Annotated in this window: 16 protein-coding genes; 5 read left to right on the top strand and 11 right to left on the bottom strand. The window is 72.4% G+C overall.

Annotated features, from left to right (window positions below; translation table 11 throughout):
• Positions 1-3 precede the first annotated feature (3 nt).
• The 6 genes from ABZ404_RS09045 to ABZ404_RS09070 all read right to left on the bottom strand — a co-directional run bounded on the left by ABZ404_RS09045 (position 4) and on the right by ABZ404_RS09070 (position 5,925).
• The gene (locus tag ABZ404_RS09045; RefSeq protein WP_358832110.1) at positions 4-1,812 is read right to left on the bottom strand and encodes a GAF domain-containing SpoIIE family protein phosphatase; all 1,809 of its coding nucleotides are present in this window, start codon (positions 1,810-1,812) and stop codon (positions 4-6) included.
• On the bottom strand, positions 1,809-2,879 hold the full coding sequence (locus ABZ404_RS09050; protein WP_358832109.1) for an ATP-binding SpoIIE family protein phosphatase: 1,071 nt from the start codon (positions 2,877-2,879) through the stop codon (positions 1,809-1,811). The genes ABZ404_RS09045 and ABZ404_RS09050 overlap by 4 nt, the downstream gene beginning before the upstream one ends.
• Positions 2,876-3,325 carry an anti-sigma regulatory factor gene (locus ABZ404_RS09055; protein WP_358832108.1) on the bottom strand — a complete coding sequence of 150 codons (450 nt, stop codon included), beginning with the start codon at positions 3,323-3,325 and terminating at the stop codon, positions 2,876-2,878. The genes ABZ404_RS09050 and ABZ404_RS09055 overlap by 4 nt, the downstream gene beginning before the upstream one ends.
• A complete protein-coding gene (locus tag ABZ404_RS09060; protein ID WP_358832107.1) occupies positions 3,322-3,729 on the bottom strand; it encodes an STAS domain-containing protein in 408 nt (135 codons plus the stop codon). The genes ABZ404_RS09055 and ABZ404_RS09060 overlap by 4 nt, the downstream gene beginning before the upstream one ends.
• Positions 3,726-4,625, bottom strand: coding sequence for an STAS domain-containing protein (locus tag ABZ404_RS09065; RefSeq protein WP_358832106.1), 900 nt, complete (start codon positions 4,623-4,625; stop codon positions 3,726-3,728). Before ABZ404_RS09065 ends, ABZ404_RS09060 begins: the two co-directional genes overlap by 4 nt.
• Positions 4,626-4,770: 145 nt before the next feature.
• On the bottom strand, positions 4,771-5,925 hold the full coding sequence (locus tag ABZ404_RS09070) for a PP2C family protein-serine/threonine phosphatase (protein WP_358832105.1): 1,155 nt from the start codon (positions 5,923-5,925) through the stop codon (positions 4,771-4,773).
• A gap of 159 nt (positions 5,926-6,084) precedes the next feature.
• On the opposite strand from ABZ404_RS09070, the gene ABZ404_RS09075 reads away from it, so the two are divergent.
• Both ABZ404_RS09075 and ABZ404_RS09080 read left to right on the top strand, forming a co-directional pair.
• Positions 6,085-6,570 (top strand): MarR family transcriptional regulator, encoded by a 486-nt coding sequence (locus ABZ404_RS09075; protein WP_358832104.1) that lies wholly within the window; start codon positions 6,085-6,087, stop codon positions 6,568-6,570.
• A gap of 421 nt (positions 6,571-6,991) precedes the next feature.
• On the top strand, positions 6,992-7,456 hold the full coding sequence (locus ABZ404_RS09080; protein WP_358832103.1) for a hypothetical protein: 465 nt from the start codon (positions 6,992-6,994) through the stop codon (positions 7,454-7,456).
• A gap of 76 nt (positions 7,457-7,532) precedes the next feature.
• Here the strand turns inward: ABZ404_RS09080 and ABZ404_RS09085 are convergent, their stop codons facing one another.
• Positions 7,533-7,955: a MarR family transcriptional regulator gene (locus ABZ404_RS09085; RefSeq protein ID WP_358832102.1), complete on the bottom strand. Its 423-nt coding sequence runs from the start codon at positions 7,953-7,955 to the stop codon at positions 7,533-7,535.
• A 179-nt stretch (positions 7,956-8,134) separates the two neighbouring features.
• On the opposite strand from ABZ404_RS09085, the gene eno reads away from it, so the two are divergent.
• Complete coding sequence (eno, locus tag ABZ404_RS09090; protein WP_358832101.1) at positions 8,135-9,412, top strand: phosphopyruvate hydratase; 1,278 nt, start codon at positions 8,135-8,137, stop codon at positions 9,410-9,412.
• A 106-nt stretch (positions 9,413-9,518) separates the two neighbouring features.
• On the opposite strand, the gene ABZ404_RS09095 is transcribed toward eno, so the two are convergent.
• On the bottom strand, positions 9,519-9,692 hold the full coding sequence (locus tag ABZ404_RS09095) for a CsbD family protein (protein ID WP_358832100.1): 174 nt from the start codon (positions 9,690-9,692) through the stop codon (positions 9,519-9,521).
• A gap of 171 nt (positions 9,693-9,863) precedes the next feature.
• Positions 9,864-11,762, bottom strand: coding sequence for an NAD-binding lipoprotein (locus ABZ404_RS09100; RefSeq protein ID WP_358832099.1), 1,899 nt, complete (start codon positions 11,760-11,762; stop codon positions 9,864-9,866).
• A 302-nt stretch (positions 11,763-12,064) separates the two neighbouring features.
• Here ABZ404_RS09100 and ABZ404_RS09105 point away from each other — a divergent pair, with 302 nt between their 5' ends.
• Positions 12,065-14,059: an FAD-dependent oxidoreductase gene (locus ABZ404_RS09105; protein ID WP_358832098.1), complete on the top strand. Its 1,995-nt coding sequence runs from the start codon at positions 12,065-12,067 to the stop codon at positions 14,057-14,059.
• A gap of 36 nt (positions 14,060-14,095) precedes the next feature.
• Here the strand turns inward: ABZ404_RS09105 and ABZ404_RS09110 are convergent, their stop codons facing one another.
• Positions 14,096-14,776 (bottom strand): adenosylcobinamide amidohydrolase, encoded by a 681-nt coding sequence (locus ABZ404_RS09110; protein WP_358832097.1) that lies wholly within the window; start codon positions 14,774-14,776, stop codon positions 14,096-14,098.
• A 106-nt stretch (positions 14,777-14,882) separates the two neighbouring features.
• Positions 14,883-15,704 carry an NmrA family NAD(P)-binding protein gene (locus tag ABZ404_RS09115; protein WP_358832096.1) on the bottom strand — a complete coding sequence of 274 codons (822 nt, stop codon included), beginning with the start codon at positions 15,702-15,704 and terminating at the stop codon, positions 14,883-14,885.
• An 88-nt stretch (positions 15,705-15,792) separates the two neighbouring features.
• Here ABZ404_RS09115 and ABZ404_RS09120 point away from each other — a divergent pair, with 88 nt between their 5' ends.
• Positions 15,793-16,215, top strand: coding sequence for a helix-turn-helix domain-containing protein (locus ABZ404_RS09120; protein ID WP_358832095.1), 423 nt, complete (start codon positions 15,793-15,795; stop codon positions 16,213-16,215).
• Positions 16,216-16,245: the final 30 nt, after the last annotated feature.

The raw sequence follows: 16,245 nt of genomic DNA on the forward strand, positions 1-16,245 counted from the left end.
GGCTCACCAGCGTCCGCCCTCCCCGCCGGCGGCTTCCACGCCGGCGGGCCGTGTGCGGGGTGCGGGCACTGCGCAGCCCATGGCCGCCGGCCCGTCGACACGGGTGTGGCACAGCAGCAGGCATACGTCGTCGTCGCGTTCGGAGTCGCGCAGCATCGGCTCCAGCAGGGTTTCGGCCGCCGCGTCCAGGTCCTGTCGCAGGTCCGTGGGGGCCAGCGAGGCCAGGGCCCGGGTGAGACGGTCGATGCCGACGTCGATGCCCGCGCTGCGCCGCTCGACCAGCCCGTCCGTGTACAGGGCGAGCGTCGAGCCGGGCGGCAGGTGGGCGGTGTGGTCCTGGTACTCGTACGCCATCGGGATACCGAGCATGATCCCGGGGCGGGAGTCCAGGATCCGTACCGACCCGTCGGGGGCGCGCACGACCGGGGGCGGGTGTCCGGCGGCGGCCCACACGATGTGGGGGTCGCCGGGGCGGAAACGGACGACGGCGGCCGTGGCGTACAGCTCGGGCTGTAGGTGGCGGAGCATGCCGTGCAGCCGGGTGAGGATCCGGCCGGGCCCGTCGCCTTCGAAGGCGTAGGCGCGCAGGGCGGTGCGCAGCTGCCCCATCATGACGGCCGCGCGCAGACCGTGGCCGGTGACGTCGCCGATGACGGCCAGCAGACTGCCGTCGGGCTGGAGGAAGGCGTCGTACCAGTCGCCGCCGATGTTCAGGCCGTGGGTGGCGGGCAGATAGCGGGCGGCGAGGTGGAGGTGGGAGCCGGCGGGCAGGTCGGTGAGCTGGGCGCGCTGGAGTGCTTCGGCGGTGTCGCGGTGCTGTTCGTAGCGGCGGGCGTTGTCCAGGGCGGTCGCGGTGCGGCGGGCGAGTTCGACGAGCATGACGCTCTCGTCGGGTGCGAAGCGGCGGTCGGCGGTAAGGATGAGCACGCCCAGGAGCCGGCGCGCGGTGAGGGGGATGCACAGCACCGCCTGGGCGGGGGCCAGGGCCGAGGGCGGCAGGTCGTCTACGCCGGGCAGGGCGCCGGGGTGGGCGGCGGCGTGTTGCGGCCGGCCGGTGCGGGCCGCGGCGACCGCGGCGGCCGGGTGGTGGTCGTGGTGCGGGGTGTGCTCGTCCTCGTCGAAGAGCCAGACGTCGACGCGGGCGGCGTAGCCGGGGACGAGCAGGTCGGGCAGGCGGCCCAGGATGTCCTCGTGGTCGAGGGAGGCGGTCACGGCGTCGCTGGCGTCGGCCAGGAACGTCAGCAGGCGTCGGGCGTTCTCCGCCTCCGCCCGGGCGGCCTGTTCGGCGGCCAGGAGGTCCTTCTGGACGAGGGCCGCGGCCTCCAGGTCGGCGTGGATCGCCACGACGCCCTGATTGGTCTGGTGCAGTTCCTCGCGGTGGAAGGCGAGCAGGCTCTCCGCCTCCTCCAGCCGGTCCAGGAGAGCGGCGGTGTCCTCGTCGGAGGCCAGGACCGCCTCGGCGAAGGCGTCGTCGTCCAGGGACGTGGGGTGCGCGTGGGAGAGGCGCGGGGTTTCGGCGCAGTCGAGCGAGCGCTGCCAGGGCGCGCCGTCGCCCTGCTGGTGACCGGCCGGACGGAGCGTGATCCGCAGGCGCGGCCGGTGCCCGGGCGCGGGCCGCGGTGCCTGGACGAGCAGTTCCCAGACACCGCCCTGGCCGAGGCAGTGGCGCAGGTGGGCGGCGAGGTCGGTCAGGAAGCGCGCACGCCGGAGCGGGGGCGCGCCGGCGTCCACCGCCAGGCGGGCCAGTGCCACCCGGGCGCGGGCCGCGTCCTGGGCCGAGGTGATCTTCCAGAGGTCAGTGGTGTCGGTCATGGTCGCCTGTCCGGCGGTCGGGGGGCCAGTACGGCCACGCTGGTGTCGTCGCGCAAGGGGCTGGCGGCGCTGCCGGCGTCCCGCAGGATGGCCGCGGCCACCACCGCCGGGTCGTGGGTGAGCAGGTGGGGGTCGTGCGGCGGTGTCCAGCGGCTGGGCAGACCGTCGCTGTGCAGGACGAGGAGGCTGTCGGGCTGCCACGGCACCTGGTGTACGGGCACGGTGGCCGGGCGCTGGGCGCCGACGATGCCGGGACGGGACAGGAGCGGGCGCCAGGTGCCCGCGGTGTACAGGCGGGCGCCGATGTTGCCGATCCCGGCGAAGGACAACTGGAGCTGGTCCAGGTCCAGTCGGGCCACCGCGACGGCCGCGCCGCGGGTGGGTCGCAGCGCGGTGTCCAGGCGGCGCAGGAGGTCGGCGGGCGGCAGATGGGCGCTCGTGCGCAGTTCCCGGGTCGCGGTGGTGGAGGCCCGTGCGGCTTCGGGGCCGTGGCCGAGCCCGTCGGCGAGCAGCAGGGTCAGATGCGTGTCGGAGCGTGCCCAGTGCCAGGCGTCGCCGGAGCAATCCGCCTCCGCCAGGGGGACGTTGATCCCGCCCGCCCTCAGCCGGAGTGCACGCCGGTCGTCCTCCGGGGGCGTCGGCCGGGGCAGGTCGCCGATCCGGGCGACCGCGACCGTCCCGCGTCCGGGGGTGCTGTGCAGGTCGAAGTCGTCGGATATGCGCCGGCACGTGCCCAGTCCGGCACCGAGGGACGACGGGCTGGTGGTGTGGCCGTCGGCCAGGGCGGCCGCGACGTCGGGGATGCCCCGGCCATGGTCCAGGGACACCATCTGTACCAGGGGTTCGCCCGGCGCTGCCGAGGTGTCCACGCCGTCGACCACGCTGATCGTGATGCGGCCGCCGCCCGCGTGCTTGAGGAGGTTGGTCGCCAGCTCGGTGGCCACCAGGGCGGCGGCCGCGGTGCGGCGCGGCGCGAGCCCCGCCCGGGCGCAGGCGGCCTCGGCGGCGACCCGTACGTCCCGCACCCGGGTCGAGTCCTGCACGGGGATGTCCCACACCCGGCTCATTCCGGTCCCGTCCGCGGCCGGGCCATGGGCGTGGCCCAGGCGATGACGGTGACGGTGGTGCCCTGGCCCGGGCGGCTGTCGATGGTGAACTCCTGCACGAGGCGTTTGGCTCCGCTCAGCCCCAGGCCCAGGCCGCCGCCGGAGGTGTAGCCGTCGGTCATCGCCTGTTCCAGGTCGCGGATGCCGGGTCCGGAGTCGGAGAAGGTCACCCGCAGCCCGCGTACGGGACCGCCGGTCAGCGGGGTCACCTCCGCGTGGCCGCCGCCCCCGTGGATGAGGGTGTTGCGGGCCAGCTCACTGGCCGCGGTCACCAGCTTGGTCTGCTGCACGAGTCCGAAGCCGAGTTCGGCCGCCGCCTGCCGCACCTCCTGCCTGACCCAGGCCAGGTCCGCGTCCGAGCCGATCGGCAGGCAGGTGGTGCCGGTGTGGCGGGAGGCGTGCGTCACGCGTCCTCCCCCACGGGCAGGGCGGTCGCCGGGTCGTGCCCCAGCAGGGCCAGGGCGCGCTCGACGTCCAGGGCGGTCGCCAGACCGGGCAGGGTCAGTCCGAGCTCGACCAGCGTGATGGCCACGGCGGGACGCATCCCCGCCAGCACGGTCCGCGCCGCGAGGAGGCGGGCGCTGGAGGCGATCTCGGCCAGGACCCGGCCCAGGAACGAGTCGACGAACTCCACTCCGGACAGGTCGATCACCACGCCGGTCACCGGACTGCGGGCGATGCGCTCGGTGAGGTCGTGCTGGAGCTGCTCGGCCGCCCCGTCGTACAGCTCGCCGTGGAGCGTGACCAGGAGGAGACTGCCCAGAGCCAGGACCGGCACCTGAGCCGAGGAGCCCACGGGCGGTCCGTTCATCGCAGGCTCGCTCCACCGGGTGTGCCGCCGCTGACGGCGACGCCCTGTTGGCGCAGCGCGTAGGCCAGCGCGTCGGCGAGGGTGGCGTGGGTGACGACGGTGCCGAGGTCGATGCCGAGGTGGACGATGGTCTGCGCGATGGCCGGCCGGATACCGGACACCAGGCATTCGGCGCCCATCAGGCGGGCCGCCGCCACCGTCTTCATCAGGTGCTGGGCCACCAGGGAGTCGACGGTGGCCACGCCGGTGATGTCGAGGATGGCGTACCGGGCCCGCTGCGCGACGATGGCGTCCAGCAGGTTCTCCATCACGACCTGGCTGCGCGCGCTGTCGAGGGTCCCGATCAGCGGAACCGCGACGACGCTCTCCCACAACTGGATGACGGGCGTGGCGACTTCCATCAGCTGCTGGCGCTGCCGCTCGATCAGCTCCTGCCCGGAGCTGAGGGCCGTCTCCATCACCACCAGGCGCAGTGTGCCCATGAGTACGGCCAGCGCCAGCGCGCACTGCTGCGCCTCTTCGCCGGAGGGATCCTCGAACTCCTCGCGCAGCAGGGCGGCGACGGGGTCACGCAGCGCCGCGACCTCGTCGGCGATCTGCGCGGCGGTGGCTCCCGTACGCGTCAGGGAGGCGGCCATCCGCTGGAGCTGTTCGCGTACGGAGTCGAAGCCGGGCGCCATGATGTCCTCCAGGCGCCGGGAGGCGGCCACCGTGGACAGCGCGTCCACGACGGCCTTGCCCGCTTCCACGGCCTCGTCACGGGACAGGGTGAACACCGTGCGGAACAGGGCCGCGTCGGCCCACCGCTGGGCGATCTGCTCCTGCCGGCGCTCGAGGAAGTCGGCTGTCTGCTTCGCCGCCGACTCCTGGGCCGCGTCCTGTTCCGACACCCGCATACGTCTCCTTCGTGCTCCGGGGCTCTTCGGCCCGCCGCACGGCAGACCTTCCGACAATTGTTGCCGCATGACAAACATTAGCGGCGGGGTGCGGCGCGAACAACCGTGTGATCGCCGCCGGCCGCGCCCGGCCGGGAGAGCCCGGTCACGTCGACCGCCCCCGCCAGTCCAGACAGATCACCAGCGCGTCGTCGTTCGGCGTGGGGTCGCCGCGGTAGCCGGCCAACTCGCGCAGGATGGCCCGGGGTACCTCGGCCGCCGGCAGCAGACGGGTCGCCGTGATCGCCCGGGAGAGGGCAGCACTCCCGTACGTCTCACCGGCCGGCGAGGCGACCGAGTACACCCCGTCACTCACGAAGATGAACCGGTCCCCCGGCTCGGCCCGGAAATCCTGGGCCACATAGTCGGTCTCCTCGAACATGCCCAGCGGAAGCTGCGCCTCGAACTGGACACGTTCCACCACCCCGTCGCGCAGCCGCAGCATCTGCGGCGAACCGGCGTCCACCACCCGCGCCCGGCCCGTGGCGAGGTCGAAGTCGAACATGAGCACCGACAGGTAGCAGCGCCCCCGGTAGTGGGCGTAGACCGCCTGGTCGGCGAGGGCGGCCTGGTCGGCGAGCGCGATCCCCGCCCGCCGGGCGTTGCGCAGGGCGTTGACGGCGAGGTTCGTCAGCAGGGAGGCCTCTATCCCCTCCCCCATGCCGTTGGAGACGTACAACATGAACCGGTCGGCCGTCGCCGACCAGTCGAAGTTGTCGCCGAAGATCCCGTACGCCGGCTCCAACTGCGCACCCAGCTCGTACTCAGGGCGCGCGCAGGACCGGCCCGGCAGGAGCTGCCACTGCATCTCCGCGGCCAGGGTGAGCCGGTCCTTGCGCCGCGCCTGCAAGTACAGATCGGTGTCCCGCTCGGCGACGATCACCTCGTGCCCGAGCATCTCCGCGATCTGCGTCAGCTCCGTCAGGCAGTCGGCGACCGGCTCCCGGCTCGCGTACGCCACCGTCAGCACCCCGAGCCGGTCGCCGCGCACGGTGACGGGCAGGTGCACCCGCACCGGGCCGCCGTCCGGCCCCTCGATGAAGGGCTCCTGGGCGCCGAAGGCCCGGCCGGCCGGGCTGTTGTACACCGACACCGGCGCCAGGGTGTGCGGAAGCACAGACACCGGCTGGAGCACCGACAGGCCGTAGTCGGCCATGAAGAGCTCGACGGAGTCCGCCGCGTACTGCTCGATCAGCACACGACGGACAGCGTCGAGCACCTCGTGGGGCGCCGCCGTGCGCAAAGCACGCTCTGCTGCCATATATCTGTTCACGATGGAAATCACCAATCCTTTACCGGAAGGTCATGTACCGCTCTCAAGCGGCGTAGCCGTCCGGTTCGACCACGCCGGTAGTGCCACGGCATCCGCGCCGACGCCCGCGCCTAGTAGGCTGGCAGCCGTCCCAGTGCCTGCGAGAGTGTGACCGTGACCGACTTCCGCCCCCGCCCCGTGCCGAACGAGGTCGCGCGCGTGACCTCCACGGCCGCGGAGCTGCTGGAAGTCCTGTGGGGCAGAGCCTCCACGGCACCGGCGTCCGCGTCCCAGCTGCGCGTCCTGCTCATCCTGGAGCACAACAGCGGCATCAACCTGCGCACCCTCGCCGACTTCCTGGCCTCCACCCCGCCCTCGACGAGCCGCCTGTGCGACCGTCTCCAGGCCGCGGGCTTCGTGGAGCGCGAAGTGAGCTCGGTCGACCGGCGCGAGGTGCGCCTGCACCTCAGCGGCCGGGGCCAGGCCTTCATCACCGATCTGCGGGCCCGCCGGGAACAAGCCGTACAGGCAGTCCTCGAACAGATGCCGATCGCCGAGCGGGCCGCACTGCTGCGGGGTCTGGAGGCGTTCTGCGTCGCAGCGGAGGCGCAGATGCACGACGGCTCCGCGGACTCCGACAGCCGCACGGCCTGAGCGCCGTAGGGCAGCGCGACATCCCTGATCACCGCCGACTGCCGACGATCAGCGCACGGAACGGCGTCCGCCCACCGGAACATTCCAGGTCCTTTCCCGTGCACGGTCCGCACGGCCTCTTGGTTGCCTTCCTCCACAGTTGCCAGAAGGCAACTATTCACTCTCCGCCACTCTCTCACACGGCGTTCGTGTACCCCCTGTCGCCACACGCCTTACCCCCTGTGGGCAAGATCTCGTGGCGAGACGGGGGGCGCGAAGGTGCGCCAGGCGCACAACAACGGCGCGGACCAGGCCTGTTGCGCGGCCCGGTGACCGACTGCGCCGTGCGTCTTGTCCGCGTGGCCGACGGCTGCCATCGTCGGAACCGGCACCGCCCGGCATCAGGGCCCGGGTGGGGAGAAACGGGGGAAACGAGATGAAGATGCCCGAAAGGCGGAAGCCGAGGCCGAGGGCGTTCGTGCTGGGGATCCTCGTGGTGCTCGCGAGCCTGCTGCAAGCACCCGCGGCGTCCGCGAGCGACACCGCGGCCGCTCCTCCGGGCTACGGCGGACCGTTCAGCTCCTGCCCCGGCCAGACATGGAAGACGGTGACCCTGCGTAACGGAACCAGGGAGCTGGGGTACATGCAGATCTGGTACTCCGGCAGCTACAAGGGAGGCACCTACTGTGCACGGGCTGGCGAGTCGATCTCCGGCGCGCACCACATGGAGATCGTCGTCCGCCGCGGGGACTGGCAGACGTCCTGGTCCGACTCGGGCACCTACAACGACTATGCCGGGTACATCGACGTGTACGGCGCCGCGACCAAGTGCGTCCACTTCTTCGGACGGGTCACGGTGAACGGGGTGAACTACGAGCGGACTTGGCTGACCCCCGAGTGCCTGTGACGCCGGCCGCCGGGGACGCCCGCCAGCCGCGCGCCCCGCGCCACCAGGCCGCTTGCCGCCCGGTACGCGGGCTCCCCTAGTGCGCCGCGAGCCTCTCCACCAGCCCGACCGCCCGCGCCAGTGCCTCCCGCTCCTCCGCCGTCAGCTCCGCCTCGATCGCCCGCGCGAGCCAGTCCGCCCGACGCCCCCGCGCCTCCGCCAGCAGCGCCTCACCCGCGGAGGAGAGCTCGACCAGACTCTTGCGGCCGTCGGTGGGGTGCGCGCGGCGCGTGATCATCCCCTGCTCCATGAGCAGTCCGACGGCCCGGGCCATGGACTGCGGGCGCACCCGCTGATCCGCCGCCAGTTCGCTGGTCGTCATCGCACCGCTGCGGTCCAGCGCACCGAGAACGGCCACCTGGCCGAGCGGCATCTGGTCCTCGAGCTTCACGCGCCGCGTGAGCTTGCCGATCGCGGTGCGCAGTTCGGCCGCGACGGCAGTGGATTCCGGAAGGGGCATACCCGATTTTACCGCAGCCCGGCTGCGCAGTCTTCCTGCACACCTGAACTGAACAGCACAACTGCACAGGGAGACTGAACAGCCAAACTGCACAGCACTGCTGTAGAGTCGCGGATGCCGGGTTCAGCGCCACCGTCGCCGCAGCCGAACCCCGGCACGCGACAACGGGAAGGCTCCCCATGACCGCCATCACCTCCGTCACCGGCCGCCGCGTCCTCGACAGCAGGGGCAACCCCACCGTCGAGGTGGACGTGGAACTGGCGGACGGATCCATCGGCCGCGCCGCGGTCCCCTCCGGCGCTTCGACCGGCGCCCGCGAGGCCGTCGAACTCCGCGACGGCGACCCGGCCCGCTGGCACGGCAAGGGCGTCGACCGCGCGGTGCACCACGTCAACACGGAACTCGCGGAGGCCGTCACCGGACGCGAGGCCGAGGACCAGGCCGGGCTCGACGCGGCCCTCGTCACCACGGACGGCACCCCCACCAAGTCCCGGCTCGGCGCCAACGCGCTCCTCGGGGTGTCCCTGGCCGCCGCCAAGGCCGCCGCCGCGGCCCACCGCCTGCCGCTCTACCGCTACCTCGGCGGCTCCGGCGCGCGGCTGCTGCCCGTACCGATGATGAACATCGTCAACGGGGGTGCCCACGCCGACAATCCGCTGGACTTCCAGGAGTTCATGATCGCCCCGATCGGCGCGGAGACCTTCGCCGAGGCCGTACGAATGGGGTCCGAGATCTTCCACACCCTGCGGCGCGACCTGCTGGCCGCCGGGCACTCCACGGGAGTGGGCGACGAGGGTGGTTTCGCCCCCGCCCTGCGCACCGCGGAGGAAGCCCTCGACTTCGTGGTGACCGCCGTCGAGCGCACGGGATACCGGCCCGGGACGGACATCGGACTGGTCATGGATCCGGCGTCCTCCGAGTTCTTCCGCGACGGCGTCTACGACTACACCGGGGAAGGAGTGCGGCGTACGCCCGCCGAGCACGCCGACTACCTGGTCAAGCTGATCGACGCCTATCCGATCGTGTCGATCGAGGACCCGATGGCCGAGGACGACCTGGCGGGGTGGCGGGACCTGACCGCGCGGGTCGGTGCGCGCTGCCAGCTCACCGGTGACGACGTGTTCTGCACGAACGAGACCCTCCTTCGCGAGGGCATCGCCTCCGGCGTCGCCAACTCGGTCCTGGTCAAGGTCAACCAGATCGGCACCCTCACGGAGGCTCTGGCCACCGTCGACGCCGCCCACCGGGCCGGCTACACCGTCGTCATGTCGCACCGCTCGGGCGAGACGGAGGACACCACGATCGCCGACCTCGCGGTGGCCACCGGGTGCGGCCAGATCAAGACCGGCTCCCTGTCCCGCTCCGACCGCACCGCCAAGTACAACCAGCTCATCCGTATCGAGGAGCAGTTGGGCGGCGGTGCCCAGTATGCGGGCGCGGAGGCGCTGCGCCGCTAGCGACGGGGAACGCGACCCGGCCCCCGGCCCCGCGAGGGGGTCGGGGGCCGGGCGCTACAAGAGACGCCTGCCGTGCGGCCGTGCAACCGTCCGGCGGTCTGGCCGTTTAGTGGCGGAACGCGTCCTTCGTCTTCTCCTTGGCCTGGCGGGCATCGCCCTTGGCCTGGTCGGCACGGCCTTCGGCGGTCATGCGTTCGTTGCCGACCGCGCGGCCGAGAGCCTCCTTGGCCTTGCCCTTGGCCTGCTCGACGTGCGCCTTGGTCTTCTGCTCGCCCGACATCGGGGACCTCCTCGTAAAGTACCGGTTTGGTCGTGACAGGCTCCTGCTCGCTTCCTCCGGCCTCAAACCCCTGGGGTGGGAGGGACGGATGACAGCCACCCGCGGCGCCCGGCCGCGGGCGCGGTGACTGTCTCTGAGCGCCCGCAGGCCGAAGCCCGTCGACGGCGTCCGTCACTCCTTGCTGACGACGACCACTTCGTCCCTGGCCCCCCAGGAGCGCCGCTCGTCCTTGGGCGGGTTGATCCGCACGCCGTACCCCAGACGCGTCGACGAGCCGTCGTGGCTCCGGTATCCGATGGCGCATTCACCGCGCAGCCGTGCCGCCGCCACGACGGTGGCGAAGGACGTCTCCAGGCCCGGCCGTACGTAGTCGGGGGCCGGCCGCAGGCGTACCCCGGTGCCGTCGGCGGAGAACAGTTCCTCGAACACCGCTGCCAGATGCCGGTTCTGGGAGATCTGCGCCATGAGCAGGCCGATGAGCTTGCCGCTGATGATCACATCGGCGCCGGGGTTGATGGGTGCCAGCGCGCGGTTGCGGTCGTCGACCAGTTCGGTGACGACCGGCAGTTCGCGTCCGGTGATTTCCTCCAACTGCCGCAGCAGCAGAAGCGTCACGAGCGTACGGTTGTCGGGGTCGTCCGGCGGCGCTCCCGGGGCGGGGTCCTGGCCGAGCACGATGATGCTGTCGTAGGAGTGGACGTCCAGGCGTTCCAGGGTTTCGGGACGGGTGATGTCCGCGTCGTGCAGGGCCACGGTCAGATTGGTGCCGCTGCGCGCGTCTGCCTCGTCCACCTGCCGGGCTGTCGCTCCGCCGCCCCCGGTCACCACGTCGATGGCCGATCCGGGCCGGGCACAGCGGCGCAGTTGCTCGACCAGGAGCGGCGCTCGGCGGTTCCAGCCCAGCAGGAGCACCCGCTCCGCTCGTGCGGGTGTCGACGGGCCGGAGGCGATCGCCGCCTCCTCGACCGAACGCGCGCAGTCGTCCAGCACGGTCGTGTCGTCGTCACGGGAGATGACGATGAGCAGGTCGTCGGGAGCGAGCGGCGTCTGCGGGGGCGGATTCAGCAGCGGGGTGTTGTCTCGTATGACCCCGACGACGCTTGACGTCCGGAAGGACAGCAGTGCGTCGCCGAACGTGCGGCCGGTGAGGCTGGGCTCGTCGACCAGGTAGAACTCGTCGCCGGCGAAGTCGATGAGTTCCTGGTGGACGAGGGAGAGCCCGGGGCGGCGGGCGGCCTGGACGATCAGCCGGGCGGTGATGGTGTCGCTCTCCAGGACGACGCCGTCCGGCCCGGCGGCCAGACGGGCGGCCAGGCGGTACCGGTCGTCCCGGACGGCGGCGACGACGGGTGGACGGGTCTTCTCCCCGGCCAGGGCGGCCCTGAGTGCCAGCAGTGTCTTGACCACCTCGGGGTCCGCTTCGGGTTCGTCATGGGGCAGCACCAGCACGACGTCGGCCGTGACCGCGCTCGTCAGGGCGAGCACCGCCGGGTCGGTGGGTGGACCGCTGCGGCAGATCAGCCGCGTATGCCCGAAGGGGCCCACCTTCGTCTTCAGGGCCTCCTCCATCGCGCTCTTGTCCCGGTCGGCGAGCACCACCACGGCCGCACGCCGCTGGTTCGCGTTGGCCGCCACCAGCTCACTCACCACGGTGAACACCTGCTCCGACCACCCGAGGACCACGGCGTGCCCCTGTTCGAGCACGGTGGAACGGCCCCGTCGCAGCGCGTTGAGCCGTTCCGTGAGGGTCGCCGTGATCAGGCTGACGAGGGTCGAGACGTACAGCAGGGCGACCAGGGCGAGCAGCACCGACAGGGCCACCCGCAGCGGCCTGCCCGTGGCGCCCCCCAGCCGCAGCGTCTCCCCGGTGACATGCCACACCTGCACCAGCCGGTCCTTCAGGGACGCCGGCGCGTGCGGGTCGGTCCACACCATGACCGCGCTGGCGGGGACGACGATGGCCAGACACAGCACGGCCATCCAGCCGACCAGGGCGACGGCGCCGCGGGTCAGCGTGCTGTCGAACCAGTACCGGGCCCGTTCCGCCAGCCGCGTACGCCGCTGCGCCACGCTTGTCCCTCCGTCGCCCCGCTCTCTCGGGCGGCCGTCTCGGCGCCGGGTACGGGATGCGCCGCGCGGGCTCGCTGGAGAGGGCGGATGTGGATATGCCTATGGCAGTGTGCGGGATCGATCGCGGCGGCGGCCCCGGATCGCTCGGCATTCACCCCTTCGGGTCTGCGGACCGGCCCTCCGGCCTCTCCCTTGACGGGCCGGCTGCCGCGACGTCAGGCTTTGTCGCCGCGTCGCTCCTTCGAGTCAATGCCGCTGTATGTGCGGGTCACCGGCCACGACAGCCGTTACAAATGGGCGCCATGACTGAAGATCACGCGGTGCGCTCAGAGGGCGGTCTCTCCCGGCGGAGCTTCGCGGCGGTGGCCGGCACGGCCACGGTCGCGACGGCCCTCACCGGCTCGGCCGCCGCGGCCCCGCCGACAGCGGACACTCCGGCCCGGGGCCATGGCGCCGACTTCGAGCGGTGCCTCGCCGTCGCTCGCGCCCTGCTCGTCCTGGACTCCGACGACCACCCTCTCGTCCCGCGCTACCAGCACGTCCTCCGTGAGGGCCTGCCCGCTCAGCGGCGCACCGGCCCCAAGAACGTCCTGGTCGTCGGCGCCGGGCCCGCCGGGCTGGTCACCGCCTGGCTGCTGAAGCGGGCGGGGCACCGGGTGACCATCCTGGAGGCCAACGGCAACCGCGTCGGCGGACGCGTCAAGACCTTCCGCACGGGCGGCCACGAACACGCCGAGCAGCCCTTCGCCGATCCCCGCCAGTACGCCGAGGCGGGCGCGATGCGCCTGCCCGGCAGCCACACGCTGGTGATGGAGCTGATCGACCGGTTCGGCCTGAAGAAGCGCCCGTTCCACTACGTCGACATCGACCACGAGGGGCGTCCCGCCAACCGCACCTGGATCCACGTCAACGGCATCCGTATGCGGCGCGCCGACTACGCCCGCGCGCCCCGGCGCATCAACCGGTCCTTCGGCGTCCCCCAGGCGCACTGGGACACCCCCGCCGCGGCCATCCTGCGCTCCGTACTCGACCCGGTGCGCAACGAGTTCAGCTACCTCGGCCGTGACGGCAAGCGCGTCGAGAAGCCGCTCCCGGAGCGGTTGCGGGGCTGGGCGCGCGTGGTGCAGCGGTTCGGCGACTGGTCGATGTTCCGCTTCCTGACCGAGCACGCGGGCTTCGACGAGCGGACCATCGACCTGATCGGCACCGTGGAGAACCTCACCTCACGGCTGCCGCTGTCCTTCATCCACAGTTTCATCGGCTCCTCCCTGATCAGCCCCGACACACCCTTCTACGAGCTGGAGGGCGGCACGGCCGTACTGCCGGACGCCCTTCTGAAGCGCGTGCGCGACGACGTGCGGTTCGACCGCCGGGTCACGCGCATCGAGTACCACCACGCCGACCGTTCCTCGCCGGACGCCGGGCACGTGCGGGGCAAGGGCCCGCGGGTGTGGATGGACACCGTGTCCGAGGGCCGCGACGGTCCCGTCGTCCGCGAGCAGTTCACCGCGGACGCCGCCGTGGTCACGGTGCCGTTCGCCGGACTGCGCCACGTGCAGATCGACCCGCCCATGTCGTACGCCAAACGCCGCGCGGTCTGCGAACTCCACTACGACAGCGCGACCAAGGTCCTGCTGGAGTTCAGCCGCCGGTGGTGGGAGTTCGACGAGGCCGACTGGAAGCGCGAGCTGCGCGCGATCGATGCCGGCCTGTACGACGACTACCGCACCGGCCGCGCCGTCGCGGACGGCAGTCTGCTCGGCGCCCACCCCTCCGTCCCCGGCGGCCACATCACCGCGGACCAGCGCACCCACTACGCCGCCAACCGCGCGGTGGTGCGGGACCAGCCGGAGGCGGTCGACGTCGTGGGCGGCGGCTCGGTGTCGGACAACGCCAACCGCTTCATGTTCCACCCCTCCCACCCGGTCCCCCACAGCGCCGGAGGGGTGGTCCTGGCCTCCTACAGCTGGTCGGACGACGCACGGCGCTGGGACGCCCTGGACGACGAGGCGCGCTACCCGTACGCCCTGTGCGGTCTCCAGCAGGTCTACGGGCAGCGCATCGAGGTCTTCTACACCGGCGCGGGCCGTACGCAGAGCTGGGCGCGCGACCCGTACGCCTTCGGCGAGGCGTCCGTGCTCCTGCCCGGGCAGCACACGGAGTTGCTGCCCTGCATCCCCCTGCCCGAAGGGCCGTTGCACTTCGCCGGGGACCACACGTCCGTCAAGCCGGCCTGGATCGAGGGAGCCGTGGAGTCCGCCGTGCGTGCCTCCTTGGAGGTCCACACCGGGGGATGACGGCAGGCTCGTGCCTGCCGGGCGCAGGTCCCGCGCTCATGGCATCGGTGCGGCGGCCCCGCGTACGGCTTGGTGGACAGCGCGGGCCAGGCGGGCGCCCCACAGTGAGCGCGGGCCGGCGAAGGCGTGCACCTCCGCCCCGTCCACGGGCGACCGGGCGGCGACGCACACGGCGTCCGTGGGGGTGCCCGAGCAGTCGTAGCCGGTGTCGAGCAGGGCCTGCACCTTGGCTTCGGTGGCCGTGGCCACGGCGTTGACCAGCGCCGCGTCGGTCATGGCCACCGGAAGCGCGACCACGATGTTGATCGTGCCGGGCCGCGGGGTCACGGCTGGGGCCGGCGTCGCCGCGGCCGCCCAGCCGCGTACTCCGAGGCCCGCGGTGGCCACCGCGTCCACCCCCTCGTCGTCCCCGTGACCGTACGCCCGGACGTCGGCGGCCGTCATCAGCCCGACCCCCGGCCCGCGGGCGCCCGCCTGATGGGCCAGCTCGGCGAGGTGGCGGTCGGGGTCGCGGCGCCGATAGCCGTGGGACACCTGGGCGTTGAGGACCCAGGAGCGTTCCCCGATACCGCCGCCGAGCACCGCGCTGCTGATCATCCGCCAGCCGTCACCGGCCCGCCACAGCAGGCCGTGCAGTCGTTCACCGTCCTCGAAGCGGGACAGCTGCCGCACCGGCAGGGCTCCGGCGGCGGGTCGTGGCGGAACAACGGCGGTCACGGACGCGTACTCCTCACGGGGGCGGAAACCGCTTGATCGTACGTGGCCCTGCCCACGCCGCCCCGGGCCAGGGGCAGGGGCGGGTGCCGCCGTGCCGTCGGCGCCGCTACACGCTCAGGTGCGGCCTGGCAGCGGACGCGGCCGCGTGAGCCGTCGTCAGTGGATTGCGGGGCGCTCGGCCGAGGAGATCGGTGAGGTCGGGTGCGGTGCCGTCCAGGAAGCCGTGCCGGATACTGGTGGCGATCGAGGCGAGCATCGGCGGCTGGAACGGCAGCAGCCCCGGCGTGTCCTCAAGGAGCCTGCGCCGGTACTCGCCGAGGCTGATGGGCCTGTGGGTGACGCCGAGCGCGTCGGCCACCTGCCCGGCCGTGATCGGCGTGCCGACGAGGTCGTGGACGCGTCCGCGATGGGGCGTAGGGTCCGACGCCACAACCGCCGCGGCCTCCGCCAGGTCCTCGCGCGCTACCGCGGCCAGGGCGCCGTCCCCGAACGCGGACTCCACACCGTCACCGGCCCACATCAGCAAACCGCCGAAGAGTTCGGCGTACAGGCCGTTGCGCAGGATCGTCCACGGCAAGCCGCTCTGCCGCACCAGGTGTTCGGTCGCGCGGTGCGCGAGAGCGAAACCGAGGTGGTCGCCGGCGGTGGTCAGGCTCGTGTAGACGACGTGGCCGACGCCGTCACGCACGGCGGCGTCCAGGACCGCCGCGTGCCGGGCGACGACCTGGTCGTCCTCTCCGTAACCGGCGGAGACGAGCACCAGAGTCGACACTCCGGTGAGGTCGAGGCCGGCCCGGTCGTCGAAGTCCACACGCCGCATGCCCTCGCCCGGCACCCGGCTGCCGCCCACCGCGAGAGCGCCACGGGTGTGCAACGCCGCGAGCGTGGCCGAGCCGAGGTTCCCGTTCGCTCCGGTCACCAAAATCATGATCGATCACAGTCTTCCGTCGTCGTGCCCACCAGTGACTACGCTTGATCCTCGGACGCACGCCAACCGGCCACAAGAAGGCAGTTCGATGTCACTCACGCACACCGGGGTAACCACCACCGCCGCCGAACTCGACCCGTGCGGAAGCGAAGACCACCCCGACTGCGGCATCCGCGATCTCCTGGACCGCATCGGTGACAAGTGGTCGGTGCTCGTGATCGTCGAACTCGCCGGCGGGCCGCGTCGCTTCCGTGAACTCCAGCGCGCCATCGACGGCATCTCCCAGCGCATGCTCACCCTCACCGTGCGCAGGCTCGAACGCGACGGTCTTGTGCTGCGCACCGTGTACCCCACGGTCCCGGCCCAGGTCGACTACCGTCTGACCGAGACCGGGGCGGGCCTGACCCACCTGGTCAAGGCGCTCGCCGACTGGTCCCTCGCCCACCGCCCCGTCATCGCCGAGGCTCGGCACGCCTACGACCAGGCGCATCCCGACCACGACATCCACTGAGGCGGGCAGGTGTCCCCCGGACCCGGTGCG

Origin of the sequence: Streptomyces sp. NPDC005878 (assembly GCF_040629815.1) — a bacterium.
Classification (GTDB): domain Bacteria; phylum Actinomycetota; class Actinomycetes; order Streptomycetales; family Streptomycetaceae; genus Streptomyces.